Origin of the sequence: Paraburkholderia sp. BL25I1N1, from assembly GCF_003002025.1 — a bacterium.
GTDB lineage: Bacteria > Pseudomonadota > Gammaproteobacteria > Burkholderiales > Burkholderiaceae > Paraburkholderia.
This window is the reverse complement of sequence record NZ_PVZB01000001.1, coordinates 345,618-366,203: the sequence shown is the minus strand read 5'-3', so window position 1 is coordinate 366,203 and position 20,586 is coordinate 345,618. Positions and strand designations below refer to the sequence as shown.

The following is a 20,586-nucleotide window of genomic DNA, read 5'->3' as shown; positions in this document are numbered from 1 at the left end:
GTGGTCGTCTCCTCGATCTGCTTGTTACCGGTCGACACGCTGCCGGTTAGCGTTGCAACAACGACTGAAAATGGGTGTACACGCGTTCAGCATCCGGCTCGAGACCGGTGAAAATGCGCATGGCGTCGACCGCTTGATACACCGCCATGCCGCCGCCGCTCAGCGTGCGGCAGCCAAGGGCTTCGGCGGCTTGCAACAGCGCGGTGCGAATCGGGAAATAGACGATGTCCGCGACCCATAGATCGCGGTGCAGCAATTCAACCGGCAGCGGCAAGCCGGGCAATTTCGCCATGCCCGTGGGCGTGGCGTGAATCAGGCCGTTGGCGGCCGCGAGCGATTCGGCGAGCGAACTGCCGGCGCTGACGGTGGCGGCCGGAAAACGCTTCTGTAATTCGTCGGCGAGCGACGCGGCGCGCGTGGCGTCCACGTCGAATAGCGTGAGCGACTTCGCGCCCATGTTCAGCGCGGCGTGCGCGACTGCCGCGCCGGCGCCGCCCGCGCCGAGTTGCACGACGCGTTCCAGCGACACGTCCGGCAAACCGCGCTGGAACGCCCGCGCGAAACCGGACCAGTCCGTGTTGTGGCCGGTGCGTTTGCCGTCCTTGAACAGCACCGTGTTGACCGCGCCGAGGGCGCGCGCGTCGTCGGAGAGTTCGTCGAGCAGCGGAATGACGGCCTGCTTGCACGGGTACGTGATGTTCAGACCGTTGAAACCCATGCGTTCGGCCGCCGTCAGCAAATCGGGCAGCGCGGCGACGTCGAGTTTCAGCGCTTCAAGGTCGATACGGCGGTACACATAGTGCAGACCGAGCTTGCTGCCCTCTTCCTCGTGCATGGCCGGCGACAGCGATCCGCCGATGCCCGCGCCGATCAGGCCGACCAGATAGGAATGCGGTGTTGCCTGTGAGCTGGTTTGTGCGTTCGCTTGTGCGTTCATTTTGCCGCCCTATTCTTAAGAATGGTCGCCATCCGCTCCAAAGCCAGTACATAGCCTTGCGTGCCGCAACCGATGATGATCGCGTCCGCCACGGCCGACACGTACGAGTGATGCCGGAACGCCTCGCGGCGATGCACGTTTGAAATATGCACTTCGATGACCGGCTTTTCGATGGCTGTGAGCGCGTCGGCGATGGCCACCGACGTATGCGTGTAAGCCGCCGGATTGATCACGATGCCGTCGACCTTGGTTCGCGCCGCGTGCAGCCAGTCGATCAGTTGATGTTCGGCGTTCGACTGACAGAAGTCGATCGACAGATTCAGGCGCTCTGCCGCATCGCGGCAAAGTTTCGCGACGTCGTCGAGCGTTTCCGAGCCATAGATAGCCGGCTCGCGCGTGCCGAGCAGATTGAGATTCGGTCCATTGAGGACCGGTACTGACGCAAAACTCATGACAACCACTCCCGCCAGGTAAGGCAAACAAGCCAGCCACGGCAATCGCCGTGGTTTTTCAACGTGAGCGAAGTGTGCGCGCATTGGGCGGCGCCGTCATTTGGGGTTTCTACGAATTTGTACCATCTAGTTAGTTTGTATAAACTGCCGATGACTTCGGTTAGTGTGGGAGTTTGTGGCTTGCGTTTTGCTGAGCCGTGTAACGAACTGGTCCATTTTCCGCATTGCAGCATGGCCGCCGCCGGACATGCGAGCGTCGCGCCCGGTTGCGCGACAATTCAACAGCCGTTCGATTGTTTTAGCAGGAGCCGTTCATGCAACGTTCGATTGCCACCGTGTCGATCAGCGGAACCCTTGTCGAGAAGCTGACCGCGATCCAGGCGGCGGGCTTCGAAGGCGTCGAGATCTTCGAGAACGATTTGCTGTATTTCGACGGCTCGCCTGCCGACGTGCGGCGCATCGCCGAAGATCTCGGGCTGACAATCATGCTGTTTCAGCCCTTCCGCGATTTCGACGGTGTCAGCCCCGAGCGCCTCGAGCGCAATCTCGACCGCGCGAAGCGCAAGTTCGACGTCATGCATGAACTGGGCACGGACCGCATTCTGGTGTGCAGCAACGTTTCGCCCGACACCATCGGCGACGACGCGCTGATGATCGATCAGCTCGGCGCGCTGGCCCGCGCGGCGGAGGCGGCCGGCGTGATCGCGGGCTATGAAGCGCTTGCGTGGGGCAAGCACGTCAAGACTTACCGGCACGCGTGGAAGCTGGTGAACGCCGTCAATCATCCCAATCTCGGGCTCGTGCTCGACAGCTTCCATACGCTGTCGTTGAACGACACGCCAGACGCGATCGCCGACATTCCAGGCGAGCGCATCGCCTTCGTGCAGATCGCCGACGCGCCGAAGCTCGCCATGGACGTGCTCGAATGGAGCCGCCACTACCGCTGCTTCCCGGGCCAGGGCGATTTCGATCTGGCCAATTTCACGGCACAGGTCGTCAAAACCGGCTACAGCGGGCCGCTTTCGCTGGAAATTTTCAACGACGGCTTTCGTGCCGCGCCGACCACCATCACGGCCGCCGACGGTCATCGCTCGCTACTCTTTCTGGAGGAACAGACGCGCGCGCTGCTCGAAAGCACGCAACAGCCGGTCGGCGACCTGTACCGCTCGCCCGCGGCGCCCGCGCACGTCGGCTATCAGTTCCTGGAGTTCGCGGTGGACCACGGCACGCGCGCGCAACTCGTCGACTGGCTCGGCAAGCTGCGCTTTCGCGAAGCGGGCCGGCATCGTTCGAAGGAAGTCACGCTGTATCAGCACGGCGCGGCCTCGATCGTGCTGAACGCCGAGCTCGATTCGTTCGCCAACGCGTTCTTCCAGCAGCACGGCTTGTCGCTGTGCGCGTCGGCATTTCGCGTGGACGACGCCAATCAGGCGTTCGAACGCGCCGCCGGCTTCGGCTATGCGCCGTTCTCCGGGCAAATCGGCCCGCACGAGCGCGTGCTGCCCGCCGTGCAGGCGCCGGACAGCAGCCTGAACTATTTCGTCGACGAAACCCCGGACCAGCCCACCTTATTCGAGGCCGATTTCGTCCTCACCGATATCAACGGCCCGAGCGAAGTGGGGCCGCTAAGCCGCATCGACCATGTGTGCCTGTCGGTGCCGGCCAATTCGCTGGATACGTGGGTGCTGTTTCTGCGCACTGCTTTGGGCTTCCAGGCCGAGCCTGGCGTACTGGTGCCCGATCCGTACGGCCTCGTGCGCAGCCGCGCGCTGCGCAGCCACGACGGTTCGGTGCGTATCGTGCTGAATGCCTCCGTGGATCATCACACGGCGGTGGCCGAGGCATTGCACACCTATCACGGCTCGGGGCTGAACCATGTCGCCTTCAGCACTAGCGACATTTTCAGCGCGATTCCCGAGTTCGTCGCCGACGGCTTGCCGGTGCTGCGCATCCCGCGCAATTACTACGAGGATCTGGCCGCTCGTTACGCGCTGCCGGACGAGACGCTGGACGCACTGCGCGCCAATAACATCCTGTACGACCGCGACGAGCGCGGCGGCGAGTTTTTCCATGCTTACACGGAGCAGCTCGACCAGCGCTTCTTCATGGAGATCGTCGAGCGGCGCGGCGGTTACGACGGCTACGGCGCGGCCAATGCCGCCGTGCGGCTCGCCGCGCAGGCGCAGCGGCGCAAGTAGGCTTTGAGCGCATCAGGCAGCGAATTCAGGCCCGGCGGTTCCGGCCTGGCGGGCACGGCGCGTGCGTCCTCGGCGGGGGAGCCGCGCCGCACCGATATAATGGCGCCTGATTTCGCGGCCGATGCCGCGCGGTTGCGCCAGAAGCGCCGCCACGTGCGCCTGTGTCGGCCGAACGTAACGTCAGGAGAGATATGAAGAAGTTTGCCGTAGTCCTGTCAGTTCCCCTGCTCCTCAGCGCTTGCGCGTACTTCCAGAAGAATCCGGATGCCGGCGAGCCCGTCACGGACACCACCACGCAGCGCTCAGTCAACGACGTGGTCGCGTGCCTGACGCAGCTGGCCACCAGCCACGACGCCGCGTTCAAGTCCACCGCGATCCCGCAAGGCCAGATGCTCGACTTCGGCGATTCGAATATCGTCAAGGTGCGCAGCGACAACGGCGCCACAACTTACCGTTTCTATGCGGGCAAGCGCCATGTGAGCAACCTGTGGATCGAATCAGCGGGCAAAACCTGCGCCCCGTAGGGGTTGTCGGCGTAAGTGTCACAATCGGTAACATGGGCCGGTGCAATCATCATGTCACGGTGTTACAGGACAATGGTCTCTTAAGAATCGTTTAAGACTTCGTCCGCATTATCCACCCGACACTTACCCGCACAGGTGCTACCCATGAACCAGCCTGATCACGACACGAACGACGCACCGGCGCCGGCCAAGCGGCCCACCATCCTGCGCCGCCTGTTGAGCCACCACGAGCTGGCGACGCTGCTGCTGTTGCTGCACGCGCCGATCGACGCGTCCGCGAAACCCGAGATTCCGCAGCTTCACGAAGCCGGTCTGATCGAAACGATTTCCGGCGACGCCGGCGCCTCGCGTATCCGCTTGACGCCCGAAGGCAACGCCGTGCTGCGTGGCCTCGGCGTGAAGTAACGCGCGCTCATAGTCGAGTTCGAAGACACGCGCGTACAGCGAAGGGCCACGCCCTTTCGTCCAGCCGAACGCCGCTCAGAGCTACCGACGAACACCATAGCCGCGTCACCCGGCTTATGCCTGCCACACGCCGTACCCCGCTTCACGCAGTCCAATCGCCAATTCCACTTCCATGTCCTGGGCGCCGCGGTAAGGCATGGGATTGAACACCTCATAGAGTTCGGGCACGAGCCGCAAGCCGTAATCGCGCACATAGCGATTGGCCTGAATGCCGGCCTTATGCCGGTCGAAGCGCAGATCCGGGTCCAGTCCCGTCATTCCCACATATACGCAAGGCTTGTCGAACCGGTAGTCCGGATTCGCACGGCGAAACCGCGCCTCGTTCCAGACCTTGTCGTCCAGCGCGACGACGTAGACGTAGTAATGGTGCCTGCGACGAGCCATGTGCAGCGCTTCAGCTCCGCGAAGTACCGTGCAACAGCATGCGGTATTCGGTCGGCGTGATGCCGACGGTTGCCTTGAACTGCCGCGTGAATGCGCTGTGGTCGGTGTAGCCGCATAGCGCGGCGACGTCGGTGACCTTGTCGTGCGAGACCAGCAGCGCCGTGGCCGCGTCCAGCCGGGTTTTCAGCAGCACCTGACGCGGCGTCAGATGAAACACCTTGTGAAAATAGCGTTCCAGTTGCGCGACCGACATATCCGCCATCGCCGCGAGCTGCTTCAGATTCAAAGGCTGGACGTAATTTTCCTGGATGGACTGCACGACCGCGGCAAGGCGGCTGTAGGCCGGATGGCTGCTTTCGTCCGCTTTCAGATCGCGGGAAATGCCCGCGAGGCCGACCACCTTGCCGGCGGGATCGCGCAGCGGCTGTTTGCAGGTCAGACACCAGCCCGGCTGGCGGCCGGGATACAGATGCAGTTCCAGTTGATCGATCATCTGGTTGCCGACGTTGATGACCGCCTTGTCTTGTGCCGTGTAGATGCGTCCGAAGCGGCGCGGGAACACGTCCTCGGCGGTCCGGCCGAGCAGCGCGGACTTTTCCTTGAAGCCGCAGCGCGACGCGAGCGTGCGGTTGACCAGCGCGTAGCGCGCCTCGGCGTCCTTGACGAAGAACACGACGTCCGGCATCGCGTCGAACACCGGCTCGAGCAGCCTGAAGTGCGACAGCATGCCGGACAGCGTTGCGTCGTCCGGTTCGAGCGGATCAGCCAGCGTGTTCATCGTGCGGGTTCCGTTGGTCCGTGCGTTGAGGGGGCAGTCGGGCGACGTGCGGTCGATTATAGGGCCGCGCCGCCGCCGACAATATCCGCCGGCGTGCCGGCAAATGGGTCATTCAAGCGGCGGCGGCTCCGCGGCGGCCGCCATCAACGTGCCGATTTGCGCCGGACTGAAGGGCGGACGCGGCGCGCCGGACTGCCAGCCGAAGTACAGGTTCGCCGCCGTGCCGCAGATTCGTCCCTGGCAAGTGCCCATGCCGCAGCGGGTGTGCAGCTTGGCCTCGCGCCAACTGGCGAAGGTGCGCACCTCACCGATACTCACGTCCTCGCAGCGGCAAAGCAGCGTGGCGTCGGCGGGCGGCGTGCGCGCGGCGTCCCACAGGGCGAAGGCGGTTTCGACGCGGCGGCCGAACCGGCGCCAGCGCTCGCGTTGCGCGTCGAGCGCGGCGCGGCCTTCGGCAGCGCCACTTGCGGCGAGGCCGGCAATCTCGCCCTCCACGCCGGCCAGTTCCGCGCCGCCGACGCCGGTGCACTCGCCCGCCGCCAGCACGCCTTCGACAGACGTGCGCTGATCGTCGTCGACGACGATCTCGCCCGCTTCGCTGATCGCGCAACCGAGCGCCTGAGCCAGCGTGATGTTCGGCACGAGTCCATAACCGCTGGCGACGCGGTCGCAGTCGAGCACGACGCGCCTCGCTTCGCCGCCGCGCCGGATAGTGACTTGCTCGACGCGGCCATCGCCTCGCGCCTCTTCCACGATGCTGCTGGTCCAGTAATGCAGGCCCGCGAAGCCGCGCGTCAGGCCGACGGCTTGCCGCAACTTGCCGGGCGTGGCCAGCAGCGAGATGCCGAAACGCGCGACGTCGAACGCCGAAGCCTGTTCCACCACCGCCACCACCCGAGCCCCGGCCGCACGCGCGGTCGCGAGCGCCGCGATCAGCAAAGGTCCGCTGCCGGCGATCACGATCCGCTCGCCACGCACCGGCACGCCGCCTTTGATGAGCGCCTGCAGTGCGCCAGCGCCGGTCACGCCGGGCAAGGTCCAGCCGGCGAACGGCAGAAGCCGTTCACGTGCGCCGGTCGCGAGAATCAGGCGCTCATAGCTGACACACGCACCGCCGCATTCCGCCGATTCGAGCAGCAAGCCGCGTGGCCCCAGCGGCGCGATCACGCGAGTCGACGGCCAGTGCGTGATGGCGCTTTGCCCGCTGATCGCAGTGAGGAGGTCGCGCAGCGGCGCCTGCGGCGCGTGGCCCGGACCTTGACGCCAGATCTGGCCGCCCGCGCGTGGATTGTCGTCGAGTAGCGCAACCGTAGCGCCCGCGCGCGCAGCGGCGGACGCGGCGTTCAAACCAGCGGGTCCGGCGCCGACGATGACAATGTCATAGTGGTATCTCATCGCGCGCCCGCCGCGTTTCGGGTGAGAACGATCTGGCCTTCACGGCACAGTGTCTGACACGCCAGCGCATGCGGCCGGCCGTCGATCGTCACCCGACACTCCTGGCATACGCCCATGCCGCACAGTGCGGCGCGAGGCTGGCCGCTCACCGAGGTCCGCGTGCCGCGCACGCCCGCCAACGCGAGCGCCGCGGCCACAGTCGTGCCGGCCGCGACGTCGATACGGTTGCCGTCGATCGTCAAGCTCACACGTGCTTCCGCGCTCGCACTACTCATGAATGACCTTCTCGACAAAACGAACGGGCAGATAAGGCTCGACAGGAATTGGCGCTACGGTCCCTGCGATCTGCGCGGCAAGCAGCTTCGCGGTGGCAAGCGAGGTCGTCACGCCCAAACCCTCGTGGCCGGTGGCAAGCCAGACGCCGGGAGCGAATTCGCCGGCTGGACCGATCAGCGGCAGGCCGTCCGGCGAGGCCGCGCGAAACCCGGTCCATGCGCGAATGCCGTTGAGCGTTGGCAGTGCCGGGAGATAGCAGGCGGCGCGCTGCAGCATCTGCGCGAGCACGGGCATCTCGACGGCGGGATCGGTGGTGTCGAACTGGCGCGACGAGCCGATCAGCAATTGACCCGTGGGCCGCGGCTGCGCGTTGAACGCCACCGAGGTGCCGAGCGCATGATGCGCGCTCTTGATGTACCCGAGTTCGAGCAGTTGATGCCGGATCAGTCCGGGATAGCGGTCGGTGATCAGCAGGTGGCCCTTCTTCGGCTGCAACGGCAGCGACGCCACCAATTGCCGCGCCCCCAAACCATTGGCCACGATGACGTGGGCCGCGCCAACGCGCTCGCCATCCGCAAGCGCGACGCCGCTCGCGCTGACCGACGCCACCGCGGCACCCAAACGCACATGGATATTCGCCGCGCCCGGCGACCGTGTCAGCAGCCATTCGGCGACGGTCGGCGCATAGACGATGCTGTCGTGCTCGATTCGCAAACCGCCCCCCATCGACGCCGCCAGCGCCGGCTCGCAAATCCGCAAGGCGGGCGCGTCGAGCAATTGTGCGGCAATGCCTTGAGCCTCGAACGCGGCATGCATCGCGCGGGCGGCCTGCCACTCTTCTTCGTCGGCGGCGACCCAGAGCGTGCCGCAGCGCGCGAACGCGTCGCGCGTACGCAGTTGCGGCGCGAGTTCCAGCCACAAGTCTCGTGAATAGCGGCTCAACGCGAATTCGGCCGGCGAGTCGTTCATCACGACGATGTGGCCCATGCCCGCCGCCGTCGCGCCGCCGCCGACGCCCTGCGCGTCGAGCACCTCGACCCGCATGCCGAGCGCCGCAAGTTCGGCCGCGCACGCCGCGCCGACAATGCCCGCCCCGACGATCAGCGCGTCCGCCGTCATGCCGTGCGGATGCCCCAAGCGAACGGATCGCGCTCGTCGAAGCACAAGCGCGCCTCTGCCGTGACGTACGCGTGGCCGGTGATGGTGGGGACCACGTGAACGCCGTCGCCGGCATGGCGATAGCTCGCCTCGAACACGCTGCCGATGATGCTCTCCTGCCGCCACACCGCACCTTCAGCCAGTTTGCCGTCGGCCGCGAGGCAGGCCACCTTGGCGCTCGTGCCGGTGCCGCACGGCGAGCGGTCGTACGCACTGCCGGGACAAAGCACGAAGCTGCGGCTGTCGATGCCATCGCGCGAACCGGGTCCGAAGAGTTCGATGTGATCGATCAACGCGCCATCGGCGCCGGTGATGTGCTGCGCGATCAGCGCGTCGCGAATCGCGCCGCTGAACGCGGTCAATTCACCGATCCGCGACGCCTCCAACGCGCGCCCGTGGTCGGCGACGAGAAAGAACCAGTTGCCGCCCCAGCCGATGTCGCCGGTCAACACGCCATGACCCGGCACGTCCACCTGCACGGACGCGCGATAGCGATACGCCGGCACATTGCGCACGGCGACGCTGCCGTCCGCATTGAGCGTCGCTTCGACGATGCCGACCGGCGTCTCGATCCGATGGCGCCCCGGCCCGATCCGCCCCAGGTGCGCCAGCGAGACGACGAGACCGATCGTGCCGTGCCCGCACATGCCGAGATAGCCGACGTTGTTGAAAAAGATCACGCCGGCCGCACACGAAGGGTCGTCCGGCTCGCAGAGCAGCGCGCCCACTACGACGTCCGAGCCGCGCGGTTCGGTCACGATGCCCGCGCGCCAGTCGTCGAACTGCGTACGGAACACGTCGAGCCGTTGCGCCAGTGTGCCGCCGCCGAGATCCGGGCCGCCCGACACCACGAGGCGGGTCGGTTCACCGCCGGTGTGCGAGTCGATGATGTCCAAGGTTTTCATGATGCTCATGTTAGAAACCGCGGCCGGGCGAGTCTTGGTGTGCTTACGCGTGGATTGTGACGATTTCGGCATAACTACGCGATGCCGTGGCGACATTGCTCTATCTCGCTATCGGCGCTTGAGCACGTGTGCGGGACGTACAACGGGCGAGGCTCGGCGCACCCAGCATCACGCCGGCTACGCGCTTTCAACGCGCCTCGCCTTTGCATCCCGAATTCAGCCATGCGTCTTGATCCGGTGACGTTCCATGCAGATCGACTATGCTGAAATCGTCATTCGTCACGCGCGATTCACGCAAGACGGCAGGATTTTCCCTGCTTACACTGCGCTGAACACATCAACAGTCAGGAGAGCAGTCGTGGCGCATATCTGGGAAGGTGTATTGCCCGCAGTCACCACCAAATTCAACGCGGATTTCAGCATAGACCGCGTATGGACCGGCAAGAATATCGAGGCGCAGATCGACGCCGGTGTGGATGGCATCATCGTGTGCGGATCGCTGGGCGAAGCGTCGACGCTCTCGCTGGATGAAAAGCTGCAAGTGCTCGACATCGCCGTCGATGCTTCGCGCGGCCGCGTGCCCGTCCTGCTGACGATCGCCGAAAACAGCACGCTCGACGCCTGCCGTCAGGCCGAAGCGGGCAGCCGTCATGGCGCGGCCGGTTACATGGTGCTGCCGGGGCTGCGTTACCTGTCGGACCGCCGCGAGACGCTGCATCACTTCCGCAGCGTCGCCGACGCGAGCGCCCTGCCGCTGATGATCTACAACAATCCGCTCGCCTACGGCGTCGACATGACGCCCGACATGTTCGCGGAAATCGCCGACGAGAAGAAGATCGTCGCGATCAAGGAATCATGTGGCGACGTGCGGCGCGTGACCGACCTGATCAACGCCGTCGGCGACCGTTTCGCGATTCTGTGCGGCGTCGACAATCTCGCTATGGAAGCGATCCTGATGGGCGCGCACGGTTGGGTGGCCGGTCTCGTGTGCGCGTTTCCGCGTGAGACGGTGGTGATCTACAAGTTGCTGAAGGCGGGACGCCTGGAGGAAGCGCGCGCAATCTACCGCTGGTTTGCACCGCTGCTCGCGCTCGACGTGTCGGCGAAGCTGGTGCAGAACATCAAGCTTGCCGAAACGATCGTCGGACTCGGCACGGAGCCGGTGCGCCCGCCCCGTCTGCCGCTCGCCGGCGACGAACGCAAGGCCGTCGAAGCCTTGATTCGCAAGTCAATCGAAACGCGGCCCGCGCTGCCGCAGATTTGATCCGGCGCGGCTGGCTGGCGTCAGGCCGCCTGTTTCTCGACGTCGATATCCGCATCGACCACGGCGGCCGCACCCTGGCGCAGATGCAGCAGCCGGTAGCCGCTTTTATAAACCGGTTGCAGCCGGAATTCGTTCTGCGGCTCGATCTCGAGCAGGAGGCGCAGCCGCGAAACGTGACTGTCGATGGTGCGGGTGAATTCGCGGAACTCGCGCCCCCACACCATTGCGAAGATGTGATCGCGAGACAGCACGCGACCGATGTTGGAGAAGAACAGCGACGCGAGCCGGTACTGCGTGCCGGACAATTGGACCGGCTGGCCGCGCAGCATGACGAGTTGACGATGCGTGTCGAAGTGGTATGGACCGGCATCGAAACTGGCGGAACTGAACCGGTCCGGATACGCCCGCCGCAGCAGCGCCGTGACCCGCTCGCGAAACTCGGCTGCGCGCAGCGGCAACGCGACATAGTCGTCCGCGCCAGCGACGAACGCGCGCACGATGTTCTCCTCCGCCGTGTCCGCCGATGCGAATATGACCGGCAGACGGTCGCCGCCCACCGCGCGCGCCGCGCGCAAAACCTCGGCGCCGGACAGGCGCAGGCCCTGCCAGTCGAGCACCAGCAGATCGACCGTGGAACGCGCGAGCGTTCTCGACATGCTCAGGCCGTCGTCAAAGGTCGTGCAGGAATGACCGGTGCTCGTCAGGACCTTTTCGATCGACTGACGCATGACCAGGTCACGCTGGAGAATGGCAATACGCATGGGATGACTCGTAAGATGGCTCGGACGCGATTCTCAGAGGCGGGCCCATTCCATCCCATAGGAGCAATCCTAATTTACATATGAATCGATCTGGCCGGACAGCGCGCGCTCCGTATTCCTACATTCTCTAGTGACAAGTCCTCAGCGCAGCGTCGTCGCAATTGCGACCAGAAAGCACGTCCCACGGAACTTTTCCCAATCTAATTAAGCACTTCCCGAAGCGATCGGCTTTCATCCTGTAAAATCCCGCCTGGCCCCAGTCGTCAACGCGCTTGCCCTACCCGGGCCGGCGCGCCGGTGTTCCGTGCTCTACCCAGCGCTTGCCACACTTCTCGCCCGACGACCGCCGTATTTCCACGCGCTACGTGTGGCTCCCAATTCAAAACATGACACAAGCAATGCAAGCGACAAATCTGGGTGGAGCGCAGGCTGTCACCCCACGCCCTCTTGGGCGCAGCGATTACAAGACGCTCGGCCTCGCCGCCCTCGGCGGGGCGCTGGAGTTCTACGACTTCATCATCTTCGTATTTTTCGCGCCGGCGATCGGCCAGCTATTCTTCCCGGCGGCAATGCCGGACTGGCTGCGTCAGGTGCAAACCTTCGGCATCTTCGCCGCGGGCTATCTGGCGCGGCCGCTGGGCGGCATCATCATGGCGCATTTCGGCGACCTGTTCGGCCGCAAGCGCATGTTCACGCTGAGCGTGCTGCTCATGTCGGTGCCGACACTGATGATGGGCCTGCTGCCCACCTACACCAGCATCGGCGTGCTGGCGCCGGTCCTGCTGCTCCTGTTCCGCGTGATGCAAGGCGCGGCGGTCGGCGGCGAAGTGCCGGGCGCCTGGGTGTTCGTCTCGGAGCATGTGCCGCAGCGGCACATCGGCTATGCGTGCGGCACGCTCACGGCCGGCCTGACCGCGGGCATTCTGCTGGGCTCGCTGATTGCCTCGGCAGTGAACCGCAACTTTGCGCCGGCGGAAATCTCCGCGTACGCGTGGCGCATCCCGTTCCTGGTCGGTGGCGTGTTTGGCATGTTTTCGGTATATCTGCGCCGCTGGCTGCATGAAACGCCGGTGTTCGCCGAACTCAAGCAGCGCAAGGCGATTGCGGCGGAAGTGCCGCTCAAGGCCGTGCTGCGCGACCACGGCCGCGCCGTGATCGTCTCGATGCTGCTTACGTGGATGCTGTCGGCCGCGATCGTCGTCGTGATCCTGATGACGCCGACGCTGCTGCAAAAGCAGTTCCACATCGCGCCGGCCACGGCGTTGCTGGCGAACTGCGTGGCCACGCTGTGCCTGACGATCGGTTGCGTCATGGCGGGCTCGATTGCCGGCCGTATCGGCGCGGGGCGCACGATTTTCATCGGCGGCCTGGCGCTGGCGGTGGCGTACTACGTAATGTTCCAGCAACTCGCGGTCGACACCTCCACGCTGGTGCCGCTGTACGCGGTGGCGGGCCTGTTCGTCGGCGTGATCGGCGCGATTCCTTTCGTGATGGTCAAGGCGTTTCCGCCGGTGGTGCGTTTCTCGGGCATTTCGTTCTCGTACAACGTGGCGTACGCCATATTCGGTGGGCTCACGCCGGTCGCCGTGTCGCTGATGATGAAGTCGAACCCCATGGCCGCTCCGATGTACGTCGGCGCGATCTGCGTTCTCGGGGCACTGACCACGCTGTTCATCAAGGATGCGCCGCAGAAACACTGATCGGCTGCTGGTGCTTTGCAGCGACGGCGTGCCGCAAACGGTGCGCCGTTTTTGTTTGCATCATCGGGTTCGACGCCCTGCGCTGGCGCGTGACATCCACACTTCACGCCGCGCCGAAACATGGTGCGCTGCATCGGACCTACGATGTAGCGCATGAACTCACCGAATTCCCCCCACTCGTCCGCACTCGGCCGTGTCCTCGCGACGGTCAGCGTCGGCTTCGTCGTCACGCAACTCGACGTGACCATCGTCAACATCGCGCTGCCGCGAATCGGCGCGGATCTGCATGCAAATGTCGCGGACCTGCAATGGGTCGTCGACGCCTACACGCTCGCGTTCGCCGTGCTGATGCTGTCCGCCGGCGCGCTCGGCGACCGTTTCGGGGCGCGGCGCCTGTACGCGGCCGGCATCGTGCTGTTCGCGCTCGCGTCGCTCGCCTGCGGCTTTGCGCTCGGCGCGACCATGCTGATTGCGGCGCGCGCGGTGCAAGGCGTCGGCGCCGCCGCCATGCTGCCGAACTCGCTGGCGCTGCTCAATCGAGCGTACGGACACGATCCCAAACTGCGGGCGCGCGCGGTCGGTCTGTGGACGGCGGCGGGCGCGATTGCGATCGCGGCGGGGCCGGTGGCCGGCGGCCTGCTGATCGCGGCGTTCGGCTGGCGCAGCATCTTTCTTGTCAATCTGCCGATTTGCGCCGCCGGCTTCCTGGCGACCTTGCTGTGGGTGCCACGATCCGAAGTCGCGACGCGTCGCGGCCCGCAGCCATCGGCGGCGCCCGCCTCGGACACGAAGCCGCGCGGCATCGACCTGGGCGGCCAGTGTCTTGCCATCGTCGCGCTGACCGCGTTCGTCGCCGCCGTGATCGAATGGCGGCCGCTAGGTTTCGGCCACCCGCTCGTGGCCGGCGGCTTCGTGCTCGCGCTGCTCGCGGCGAGCGCCTTTGTCGTGGTGGAATCGCGCGTCGCGGCGCCGATGCTGCCGCTCTCGCTATTCAGCAAGCGCTCCTTCAGTGCGGCGGTGCTGTTCGGCATCTGCGTGAATCTCACTTACTACGGCATGGTGTTCGTGCTGAGCCTGTATTTGCAGCGCGTGCGCGGCTATACGCCGTTGCAGGCGGGCCTCGCGTTCCTGCCGTTGACGGGCGGTTTTTTGCTGTCGAATGTGGCGAGCGGCTGGGTGGTCGGCCGCTTCGGCGTGCGGGTGCCGATGATCGCGGGCGCGATCACCGCCGGGCTCGGCTATGGCCTGCTGCATTTCGTCGATGCCGGCACGCCGCTCATCGGCCTGCTGCTGCCGTTCCTGCTGATTCCGTCGGGCATGGGCCTGGCGGTTCCCGCGATGACCACCGCCGTGCTCGCCTCCACGGACGCGCCACGCGCCGGCACGGCGTCCGCCGTATTGAATACGGCGCGGCAGGCAGGGGGCGCGGTCGGCGTGGCGGCTTTCGGGGCGTTGGCGAGCGGCGCGGCCGCCTCGCAGATCGTCTCGGGCATGCGAGCGGCGACCGCCGTGTCGGTGGGCTTGCTGGTGATCGGCGGCGCGCTAAGTTGCTTTGTGCACCCGCAGCCGCACTCGTCGGACGCCGCGCATCGCCATGCAGGACGCGAACGGGTCGGCGACTCGCGCTGAGGGTGTCGCCCGTCAGGATCGTGTGCAAAAAACGACCCCCGCGATGCTCGCGCATGGCGGGGGTCGTTACCGGCGGTTCGACGCCTGCTGGCTAGTTCGCGACGCCGCGTTCCGGCCTACAGCGACGCTTCCTGAATCGTGCCGGTGTCGATGGCGCGCTCGATCAGCCCTTCGTTCTGCGCTTTGGCGATAGCGTCGGCGATCAGTTTCTCCGGCTCCTCGATCTCGGCCTTGATCGTGCTGATGAAGCCGGACGCGTCCAGAACCACCAGCGTCTTCGCCGAATCAGCCAGGCTGATAATCACCCGATGCGGCGTAGGCCCTTCACCAAGACTCGCGCACAATTGCGTGACCTTGCCGCCGATGGTTTGCTCAAAACTCTGAATCATTATTTGCTCCCTTGGTTACAGCCGAAATCGAAAGCGATCCGCACAGACTACCTTAGCTGCCGCGTCAAAGGCCGAGTCCGCCGCGCGGCGCTCGCGCACCGTCGATGCTAAGACGTCCCGCGCCCGTCACGAACAGCAGCAGGAAGCCGCCGGCAATGCCGATGTTCTTCCAGAAATGAATGACCATGTCGCGTTGCAAGGCGGCGTCGGTGACATTCCAGAAATCGTGGCCCAGTACCGCCGTCGCCACGGTGTACACCGCCATGATCAGCGCGAGCGGACGCACCTTGAAGCCGAGGATCAGCAACAGACCGCCGAGTGCCTCGACCGCCGTTGCGATCGGCGCGGCGATCTGCACGAACGGCACGCCCTTCGAATGCAGGTAGCCGACAAAGCCCGCATAGCCCAGCAGTTTCATCACACCGCCCCACAGGAACAGCACTGCAAGCGCAATACGAGCGATGAGGATAACGCCGGAATCGACGGGACGCGACATGAGGGACTCCAGTAATGAATAAGCAGCAGACCCGGCCAGCAGCCCGCAGTTCCCCACTTTGCACCGGACAATAGGGAGTTTGCCCGCCTTTTCCTAGCACGGACAAGGATGAGCAGCACGCAACCCGCGGCATGCCGGGAATGGGAAGAGCGTCCGTGCGGGCCGCCCGGTAGCGGCCACGGCAAGTGCCGACGGCGGAATCACCGCCGTATTTATGCTTGAGGATAGGTTGCGACTTCGATCAGATTGCCGTCCGGATCGCGGCAATACACCGAGGTCATCTTGCCGCGCGCGCCGTCGCGCTCCACCGGACCCGCTTCGATTTCGACGCCTTGCGCAAGCCAATGCGCCTTGACCTCGGCCGGGCTCGTGGTGGTGATGAAGCACAGGTCCGCGCTGCCGGGCACCGGCTCGCGGCTAGTGAACCACGCGACGGTGTCGGCGGTCACGGGACGCAGATTGATCTTCTGATTGCCGTAGAACATTGCCACCCGCGTACCGGTGCGCGACTCGAACTCGGTGCGCCGCATGCCGAGCATACGTGCGTACCACGCCGCGCTGACTTCCACATCGGCAACGTTCAGAACGAGATGATCGAGAGTGTCTATCGAGAAGCTCATGGTTTCCGTCACGGTGATGTAGGGCAATGCGCCGTGACGGATCAGTTCGACCCGCCGCCAGCGGCCAGATGAAAATTAGCACGTGCGCGAGGTTCGCGTGCGGCGGCCGAGGCGTTGCGCTCATGGCTTTGCGCCGCAATGGAGTTGGCGAAGGTTACGACTGAGGCGCGTCGGGCGCGAGCAGAACGCCCTTCGTGAAGACGAAGCAACCATAGCCGCGCTCTTCACCGGTCGCGATCACGCAATACGCTTTACGCGCGCGTTCATAAAATGCAAACCGTTCGATCGACGCGAACGGCACGTCGCGCCCTTCCGCGGCGTTGATCTCGGCCTGCGCCTCGCGCTGCACGGCCGGAATCGTGTGCAGCTCGCCCACCACTTCCATGCGCGACGCGGGATGCTCGATGAACGTGTCCAGCGGCATCACCGACAGCACCGCGCGAATCGCGCGCGGCGCGTTCACGCCGTCGAGGCGCAGCGCCTTGCCCAGCACGCTTTCGCGCGCCACCGAGTCGCCGGGGAAATTGGCGTCGCAGATGACGAGTTCGTCGCCATGGCCCATCGCGCGCAGCGCATGCAGGATGTCGGCGTTCAGCAGCGGGTCCAGATTCTTCAGCACGGTGTCTCCTTGTAGTCCGGTCGGCGGCTGACCGCCGAGGTTTGGACGTGGGTTATCGGGTCGCGCGGAGCGAGCCGGTCGCGCGAAACGGGCGGCTCACAGCCGCGTTCGAGTCGGGCCGAAGCAGCCGGCGCCCGGCTCGGCGAAAGCGTGTCCGCGCGACGCATCGCATTCCAGCGGACGATTGTAGCAAGCAACGTCGCGGGCATTGTTCGAAGGTGGCGCGTGGCGGCTGCACCTCGCCTTGCCGGAGCGGGCGGTAAGCCGAACGCGCTGTATGGCCGGCAGAGTCGCTGCGCCACCGCACTGCCACCGCAGCCAGCCGACCACCGCCAGCAGCACGAGACCCGCGCCGCCCAACACCGGCTCGCGCCACCCCAGCAGCGCGATGAACATGAACACGCGCGCTCCGGCGAGCAGTGCGAAACCGGCGACCGCGCTGGACAGCGAGTCGAGGGCGCCCGACAGGCGCGCTAACGTGATGGCCGATTGGGGAGCCGTAGCGGCAGCGGGCTCGTGCATGATCGTCTCCGTAACAAAATGGTGGTCAGACGCCGTCGGGCACCTGGTCGAGGAAGCCGGTGACGGCCTGCAAGCGTCCATGCGGATCAATCACGCCGAAGTCGGATCCCTTCACGATCGCGTCGCCCGCGGGCGTGGCCAGTTCCCACGAGAAACGCAGCCGGTCGGCAAAGCCGTCGATCTGGCCCGTACGGCGAAACGTGTGATGCGGAAAGCGCTCCTGCACCGCGCGGATCATCGCGTCGATACCGTCGTGGCCGGTGCCCGACAGCAGCGGGTCGCGATAGTCGGCATCGGTGCTCCATGTCGCGGCGATCAACTCGCGACGGCGCGCGCCATCGGTTTCGTTCCATGCGTCGAAATAACGGTCGATCAGATCGGTATGCGCGTTCATCTCCAGACTCCTTGATTGGCAGGACTGAGCACTACGCTCGGCAGACACGTTGTAGGCGGCGGGCTCGGAGTGAAGATTGACGGGTCGGGCGCGCTGCGTCGATTACGTGGGAGGTAAGCATTCGCGCGCGCTTCGTTGTCCATCGGATTGGCCATCCGGCCGAGTCGTCAGCTTGGGCGGCAGCCGCTAACCTCGTGTAGCGAATGGGGCCGCGCGGAACAGACGCGCGGCATGTGATGTATTCGACGAACACGAACACGGGGGCCCTTTTCAATATGGTTTTCACACTTGCAAGACCGTATCCACAAGGATACAATGCTCAGCAGATCGGTTCACCACCTGTGTACGAGGTTAACCGCACCGAGGAATTCGACGCATGGCTTGCACAGCTCGCGGATTTACGAGCGAGGGCAAAGATACTCGTGCGAATCCGGCGTGCGGAACGCGGGCATTTCGGCGACGTGAAATTGCTCGAAGACGGTGTAGCCGAGATGCGCATCGACTGCGGGCCGGGCTATCGGGTCTATTTCGCGCGTGAAGGGCGCATGGTGTATCTGCTTCTCTGTGGCGGCACCAAGTCCACCCAGCCGGCCGATATCAAGCATGCCAAAGCAATGTGGGCAGCAATCAGAAAGGAACTGTCATGAGCAAAATCAAAACCGCACGATTCGACGCGTCGGACTACCTCGATAGCGAAGAAGCGATTGCCGAGTATCTCAACGCGGCGCTTGAAGACGGCGACGCCGACGTGCTGCTCGCCGCCATCGCCGACATCGCTAAAGCGCGCGGTATCGCCAAGGTTGCGGCAGACGCCGGACTCGGGCGCGAAAGCCTCTACAAAACACTCGCGCCCGGATCCAAACCGCGTATCGACACGGTGCTCAAGCTGCTGCGCGCGCTCGGCGTCAAACTCAACGTGGTGCCGGAAGGCGTGGCGGCGGCCTGAGTCGCGCTTAGCGTTTCAACCGTGTTCGCGGGGTCGGTCAGTGCGTTGGACTGGCTGCGCTGGCAGGCGCGTTTCCGGACGTTCGTAGGGCGTCGCCGGGTGGTTTCCGGGGTATTCCATTACCTCTCAGGTAATGGATGGCGAGCGCGGTTTGGCTATCATCGGTGGCATGAACACACTCTCTCTTGCGCAAACCGCCGCCCCGTCGCCTGCATCGGCTGCATCGGCTGCCAGCCGCACGGTCGGCGATCTGCTGCGTGAATGGCGCCAGCGGCGAAGAATGAGCCAGTTGCTGCTCGCAACTGAAGCCGATATTTCCACCCGGCACTTGAGCTTCGTCGAATCGGGTCGCGCGGTGCCGAGCCGGGAAATGGTCATGCATCTTGCCGAACGGCTCGACGTACCGCTACGCGCGCGCAATGCACTGCTGGTCGCGGCCGGTTATGCGCCGCTGTTCCGCGAGCGTCCGCTATCGGATCCGCAGTTGGCCGCCGCGCGCGAGGCCGTCGAGTTGGTGCTGAAGGGACACGAACCCTACCCGGCGCTCGCCATCGACCGGCACTGGACCATCATTGCCGCGAACAACGCGCTCGCGCCTCTACTGACCGGCGCCAGCCCGGAACTGCTGAAGCCGCCGGTCAATGCGCTGCGCCTGAGCTTGCATCCGGAGGGCATCGCGGCGTCGATCGTCAATTGGCACGCCTGGCGCGAGCACATTCTGGCGCGGTTGCAGCGGCAAATCGAGGTGAGCGGCGACAGCACGCTGAGCGCGCTGCGCGACGAACTGGCCGCCTATCCGGCGCCGCCGGACGCGCAAGCGCCCGAGCACGACAATGCCGCCGTCAACCAGATCGCGGTCCCGCTGCGGCTGCGCACGCCGATCGGCGTGCTGTCGTTTTTCAGCACGACCACGGTGTTCGGCACACCGGTCGACGTCACGCTCTCGGAACTCGCCATCGAAGCGTTCTTTCCAGCCGATCAGCAAACTGCGACCGCACTGCGCGAATTCGGCGAGAGCCAGCGCGCCGAGGCGACCCGTCAACCATAGCCTGACGGTAGAAGACGAGGCACACTGCGGCGTTAAGCCCTATCCATTCACTCGCGAGAACGACGCGGAGAGATGCACTTGAACGACAACGCCGTACTCGTACGCCAACTCGGTTCCGACGACCGCGACGACTATTTCCAGCTTCGCTTGCGTGGACTGAGGGCGCATCCGGATTCGTTCGGCCTGAGTTACGAGGAAGCGCTCGCCAAAGGTCCGTCACGACGCGATGCTGAAGGGCTCGCATGCGGCCGCAGGCGATTTTTTGCTCGGCGCTTATGCATCGGCCGGAACGCCGTTGATCGGCGTGGTCGGCCTGATCCGCAATCCAGGCGACAAGCAGCGGCACAAAGCCGCCCTGATCGGCATGTATGTCGCGCCGGAAGCAGTGGGCCGCGGCATCGGGCGTGCGCTGCTCCACGAACTGCTGGCGCGCGCCAGGCGCGTGGAGGGTTTGCGGCAAGTTCAGTTGCACGTCGGCAGCCGTAACGAGGCAGCGCGAAAACTATATGAGTCGCTCGGCTTTCGCAAATTTGGCTGCGAGGTGGGCGCGCTGAATGTCCGCGGCATGTTTCATGACGCCGATCTAATGGCGCTGTTTATCTAATAGATACTGGCGCGTCAGACGTCGCACCCCGTTACCCGTTACCCTCGTTCAACCGCCCTGCCTCAGCACGCGATCCGTGCTGTTTTTTTGACTGCCTTGTCGCTACAGCCGCCGTGAAAGCG

General features: G+C 65.0%; 25 protein-coding genes. 10 read left to right on the top strand and 15 right to left on the bottom strand.

Annotation, left to right across the window (positions count from 1 at the left end; genetic code table 11):
• Nucleotides 1-46: 46 nt before the first annotated feature.
• Together B0G73_RS01655 and aroQ are read right to left on the bottom strand one after the other, a co-directional pair.
• Nucleotides 47-937, bottom strand: a complete 891-nt coding sequence (locus B0G73_RS01655; RefSeq protein WP_106277276.1) for a shikimate dehydrogenase — start codon at nt 935-937, stop codon at nt 47-49.
• Complete coding sequence (gene aroQ / locus B0G73_RS01650) at nt 934-1,389, bottom strand: type II 3-dehydroquinate dehydratase (protein ID WP_106277274.1); 456 nt, start codon at nt 1,387-1,389, stop codon at nt 934-936. The genes B0G73_RS01655 and aroQ overlap by 4 nt, the downstream gene beginning before the upstream one ends.
• Nucleotides 1,390-1,703: 314 nt before the next feature.
• On the opposite strand from aroQ, the gene B0G73_RS01645 reads away from it, so the two are divergent.
• The 3 genes from B0G73_RS01645 (at nt 1,704) to B0G73_RS01635 (ending at nt 4,516) form a co-directional block, all read left to right on the top strand.
• Nucleotides 1,704-3,587 (top strand): bifunctional sugar phosphate isomerase/epimerase/4-hydroxyphenylpyruvate dioxygenase family protein, encoded by a 1,884-nt coding sequence (locus tag B0G73_RS01645; RefSeq protein WP_106277273.1) that lies wholly within the window; start codon nt 1,704-1,706, stop codon nt 3,585-3,587.
• Nucleotides 3,588-3,778: 191 nt separating this feature from the next.
• A complete protein-coding gene (locus B0G73_RS01640; RefSeq protein ID WP_106277271.1) occupies nt 3,779-4,111 on the top strand; it encodes a hypothetical protein in 333 nt (110 codons plus the stop codon).
• Between the two features lie 144 nt (nt 4,112-4,255).
• Entirely contained in the window at nt 4,256-4,516 is a 261-nt protein-coding gene (locus tag B0G73_RS01635; protein WP_106277269.1) for a hypothetical protein, read from the top strand.
• Between the two features lie 114 nt (nt 4,517-4,630).
• Here the strand turns inward: B0G73_RS01635 and B0G73_RS01630 are convergent, their stop codons facing one another.
• The 6 genes from B0G73_RS01630 to B0G73_RS01605 all read right to left on the bottom strand — a co-directional run bounded on the left by B0G73_RS01630 (nt 4,631) and on the right by B0G73_RS01605 (nt 9,481).
• Complete coding sequence (locus B0G73_RS01630; protein WP_106277267.1) at nt 4,631-4,960, bottom strand: hypothetical protein; 330 nt, start codon at nt 4,958-4,960, stop codon at nt 4,631-4,633.
• A 10-nt stretch (nt 4,961-4,970) separates the two neighbouring features.
• Nucleotides 4,971-5,738: an AraC family transcriptional regulator gene (locus B0G73_RS01625; protein WP_106277265.1), complete on the bottom strand. Its 768-nt coding sequence runs from the start codon at nt 5,736-5,738 to the stop codon at nt 4,971-4,973.
• A 108-nt stretch (nt 5,739-5,846) separates the two neighbouring features.
• On the bottom strand, nt 5,847-7,133 hold the full coding sequence (locus tag B0G73_RS01620) for an FAD-dependent oxidoreductase (RefSeq protein WP_106277263.1): 1,287 nt from the start codon (nt 7,131-7,133) through the stop codon (nt 5,847-5,849).
• Nucleotides 7,130-7,408, bottom strand: coding sequence for a 2Fe-2S iron-sulfur cluster-binding protein (locus B0G73_RS01615; protein ID WP_106277261.1), 279 nt, complete (start codon nt 7,406-7,408; stop codon nt 7,130-7,132). The genes B0G73_RS01620 and B0G73_RS01615 overlap by 4 nt, the downstream gene beginning before the upstream one ends.
• Nucleotides 7,401-8,528, bottom strand: coding sequence for an FAD-binding oxidoreductase (locus B0G73_RS01610; protein WP_106277259.1), 1,128 nt, complete (start codon nt 8,526-8,528; stop codon nt 7,401-7,403). Before B0G73_RS01610 ends, B0G73_RS01615 begins: the two co-directional genes overlap by 8 nt.
• Nucleotides 8,525-9,481, bottom strand: a complete 957-nt coding sequence (locus B0G73_RS01605) for a 4-hydroxyproline epimerase (RefSeq protein ID WP_106277257.1) — start codon at nt 9,479-9,481, stop codon at nt 8,525-8,527. Before B0G73_RS01605 ends, B0G73_RS01610 begins: the two co-directional genes overlap by 4 nt.
• A gap of 349 nt (nt 9,482-9,830) precedes the next feature.
• Here B0G73_RS01605 and B0G73_RS01600 point away from each other — a divergent pair, with 349 nt between their 5' ends.
• Nucleotides 9,831-10,736: a dihydrodipicolinate synthase family protein gene (locus B0G73_RS01600; protein ID WP_106277255.1), complete on the top strand. Its 906-nt coding sequence runs from the start codon at nt 9,831-9,833 to the stop codon at nt 10,734-10,736.
• Between the two features lie 20 nt (nt 10,737-10,756).
• Here the strand turns inward: B0G73_RS01600 and B0G73_RS01595 are convergent, their stop codons facing one another.
• Nucleotides 10,757-11,497 carry a response regulator transcription factor gene (locus B0G73_RS01595; RefSeq protein WP_106277253.1) on the bottom strand — a complete coding sequence of 247 codons (741 nt, stop codon included), beginning with the start codon at nt 11,495-11,497 and terminating at the stop codon, nt 10,757-10,759.
• A gap of 398 nt (nt 11,498-11,895) precedes the next feature.
• Between B0G73_RS01595 and B0G73_RS01590 the strand changes: the two genes are divergently transcribed.
• Both B0G73_RS01590 and B0G73_RS01585 read left to right on the top strand, forming a co-directional pair.
• A complete protein-coding gene (locus tag B0G73_RS01590; protein ID WP_106277251.1) occupies nt 11,896-13,197 on the top strand; it encodes an MFS transporter in 1,302 nt (433 codons plus the stop codon).
• Nucleotides 13,198-13,350: 153 nt separating this feature from the next.
• Entirely contained in the window at nt 13,351-14,826 is a 1,476-nt protein-coding gene (locus B0G73_RS01585) for an MFS transporter (RefSeq protein WP_106277249.1), read from the top strand.
• A gap of 116 nt (nt 14,827-14,942) precedes the next feature.
• On the opposite strand, the gene B0G73_RS01580 is transcribed toward B0G73_RS01585, so the two are convergent.
• From B0G73_RS01580 to B0G73_RS01555, 6 genes are all read right to left on the bottom strand, one after another.
• On the bottom strand, nt 14,943-15,215 hold the full coding sequence (locus B0G73_RS01580; protein ID WP_106277247.1) for a hypothetical protein: 273 nt from the start codon (nt 15,213-15,215) through the stop codon (nt 14,943-14,945).
• 64 nt (nt 15,216-15,279) lie between these two features.
• The gene (locus B0G73_RS01575; protein WP_106277245.1) at nt 15,280-15,711 is read right to left on the bottom strand and encodes a DoxX family protein; all 432 of its coding nucleotides are present in this window, start codon (nt 15,709-15,711) and stop codon (nt 15,280-15,282) included.
• 212 nt (nt 15,712-15,923) lie between these two features.
• Nucleotides 15,924-16,331: a VOC family protein gene (locus tag B0G73_RS01570; protein WP_106277696.1), complete on the bottom strand. Its 408-nt coding sequence runs from the start codon at nt 16,329-16,331 to the stop codon at nt 15,924-15,926.
• Nucleotides 16,332-16,485: 154 nt separating this feature from the next.
• Nucleotides 16,486-16,950, bottom strand: coding sequence for an RbsD/FucU family protein (locus B0G73_RS01565; protein ID WP_106277243.1), 465 nt, complete (start codon nt 16,948-16,950; stop codon nt 16,486-16,488).
• A 96-nt stretch (nt 16,951-17,046) separates the two neighbouring features.
• Complete coding sequence (locus tag B0G73_RS01560; RefSeq protein WP_106277241.1) at nt 17,047-17,472, bottom strand: hypothetical protein; 426 nt, start codon at nt 17,470-17,472, stop codon at nt 17,047-17,049.
• Nucleotides 17,473-17,497: 25 nt separating this feature from the next.
• On the bottom strand, nt 17,498-17,866 hold the full coding sequence (locus tag B0G73_RS01555) for a nuclear transport factor 2 family protein (protein ID WP_106277239.1): 369 nt from the start codon (nt 17,864-17,866) through the stop codon (nt 17,498-17,500).
• 236 nt (nt 17,867-18,102) lie between these two features.
• Here B0G73_RS01555 and B0G73_RS01550 point away from each other — a divergent pair, with 236 nt between their 5' ends.
• The 4 genes from B0G73_RS01550 (at nt 18,103) to B0G73_RS01535 (ending at nt 20,464) form a co-directional block, all read left to right on the top strand.
• Nucleotides 18,103-18,513, top strand: a complete 411-nt coding sequence (locus B0G73_RS01550) for a type II toxin-antitoxin system RelE/ParE family toxin (RefSeq protein ID WP_374956993.1) — start codon at nt 18,103-18,105, stop codon at nt 18,511-18,513.
• Nucleotides 18,510-18,812, top strand: coding sequence for an addiction module antidote protein (locus B0G73_RS01545; RefSeq protein ID WP_106277238.1), 303 nt, complete (start codon nt 18,510-18,512; stop codon nt 18,810-18,812). Before B0G73_RS01550 ends, B0G73_RS01545 begins: the two co-directional genes overlap by 4 nt.
• A 133-nt stretch (nt 18,813-18,945) precedes the next feature.
• Nucleotides 18,946-19,860: a helix-turn-helix domain-containing protein gene (locus B0G73_RS01540; protein ID WP_106277236.1), complete on the top strand. Its 915-nt coding sequence runs from the start codon at nt 18,946-18,948 to the stop codon at nt 19,858-19,860.
• A 226-nt stretch (nt 19,861-20,086) separates the two neighbouring features.
• Complete coding sequence (locus tag B0G73_RS01535; RefSeq protein WP_374956992.1) at nt 20,087-20,464, top strand: GNAT family N-acetyltransferase; 378 nt, start codon at nt 20,087-20,089, stop codon at nt 20,462-20,464.
• Nucleotides 20,465-20,586 lie beyond the last annotated feature (122 nt).

Excerpts from the sequence above, each read along its gene's own strand:
- B0G73_RS01655 (WP_106277276.1), bottom strand. The coding sequence starts at position 937 with ATGAACGCACAAGCGAACGCACAAACCAGCTCACAGGCAACACCGCAT.
- aroQ (WP_106277274.1), bottom strand. The coding sequence starts at position 1,389 with ATGAGTTTTGCGTCAGTACCGGTCCTCAATGGACCGAATCTCAATCTG.
- B0G73_RS01645 (WP_106277273.1), top strand. The coding sequence starts at position 1,704 with ATGCAACGTTCGATTGCCACCGTGTCGATCAGCGGAACCCTTGTCGAG.
- B0G73_RS01640 (WP_106277271.1), top strand. The coding sequence starts at position 3,779 with ATGAAGAAGTTTGCCGTAGTCCTGTCAGTTCCCCTGCTCCTCAGCGCT.
- B0G73_RS01635 (WP_106277269.1), top strand. The coding sequence starts at position 4,256 with ATGAACCAGCCTGATCACGACACGAACGACGCACCGGCGCCGGCCAAG.
- B0G73_RS01630 (WP_106277267.1), bottom strand. The coding sequence starts at position 4,960 with ATGGCTCGTCGCAGGCACCATTACTACGTCTACGTCGTCGCGCTGGAC.
- B0G73_RS01625 (WP_106277265.1), bottom strand. The coding sequence starts at position 5,738 with ATGAACACGCTGGCTGATCCGCTCGAACCGGACGACGCAACGCTGTCC.
- B0G73_RS01620 (WP_106277263.1), bottom strand. The coding sequence starts at position 7,133 with ATGAGATACCACTATGACATTGTCATCGTCGGCGCCGGACCCGCTGGT.
- B0G73_RS01615 (WP_106277261.1), bottom strand. The coding sequence starts at position 7,408 with ATGAGTAGTGCGAGCGCGGAAGCACGTGTGAGCTTGACGATCGACGGC.
- B0G73_RS01610 (WP_106277259.1), bottom strand. The coding sequence starts at position 8,528 with ATGACGGCGGACGCGCTGATCGTCGGGGCGGGCATTGTCGGCGCGGCG.
- B0G73_RS01605 (WP_106277257.1), bottom strand. The coding sequence starts at position 9,481 with ATGAGCATCATGAAAACCTTGGACATCATCGACTCGCACACCGGCGGT.
- B0G73_RS01595 (WP_106277253.1), bottom strand. The coding sequence starts at position 11,497 with ATGCGTATTGCCATTCTCCAGCGTGACCTGGTCATGCGTCAGTCGATC.
- B0G73_RS01590 (WP_106277251.1), top strand. The coding sequence starts at position 11,896 with ATGCAAGCGACAAATCTGGGTGGAGCGCAGGCTGTCACCCCACGCCCT.
- B0G73_RS01585 (WP_106277249.1), top strand. The coding sequence starts at position 13,351 with ATGAACTCACCGAATTCCCCCCACTCGTCCGCACTCGGCCGTGTCCTC.
- B0G73_RS01580 (WP_106277247.1), bottom strand. The coding sequence starts at position 15,215 with ATGATTCAGAGTTTTGAGCAAACCATCGGCGGCAAGGTCACGCAATTG.
- B0G73_RS01575 (WP_106277245.1), bottom strand. The coding sequence starts at position 15,711 with ATGTCGCGTCCCGTCGATTCCGGCGTTATCCTCATCGCTCGTATTGCG.
- B0G73_RS01570 (WP_106277696.1), bottom strand. The coding sequence starts at position 16,331 with ATGAGCTTCTCGATAGACACTCTCGATCATCTCGTTCTGAACGTTGCC.
- B0G73_RS01560 (WP_106277241.1), bottom strand. The coding sequence starts at position 17,472 with ATGCACGAGCCCGCTGCCGCTACGGCTCCCCAATCGGCCATCACGTTA.
- B0G73_RS01555 (WP_106277239.1), bottom strand. The coding sequence starts at position 17,866 with ATGAACGCGCATACCGATCTGATCGACCGTTATTTCGACGCATGGAAC.
- B0G73_RS01550 (WP_374956993.1), top strand. The coding sequence starts at position 18,103 with ATGTATTCGACGAACACGAACACGGGGGCCCTTTTCAATATGGTTTTC.
- B0G73_RS01545 (WP_106277238.1), top strand. The coding sequence starts at position 18,510 with ATGAGCAAAATCAAAACCGCACGATTCGACGCGTCGGACTACCTCGAT.
- B0G73_RS01540 (WP_106277236.1), top strand. The coding sequence starts at position 18,946 with ATGGATGGCGAGCGCGGTTTGGCTATCATCGGTGGCATGAACACACTC.
- B0G73_RS01535 (WP_374956992.1), top strand. The coding sequence starts at position 20,087 with ATGCTGAAGGGCTCGCATGCGGCCGCAGGCGATTTTTTGCTCGGCGCT.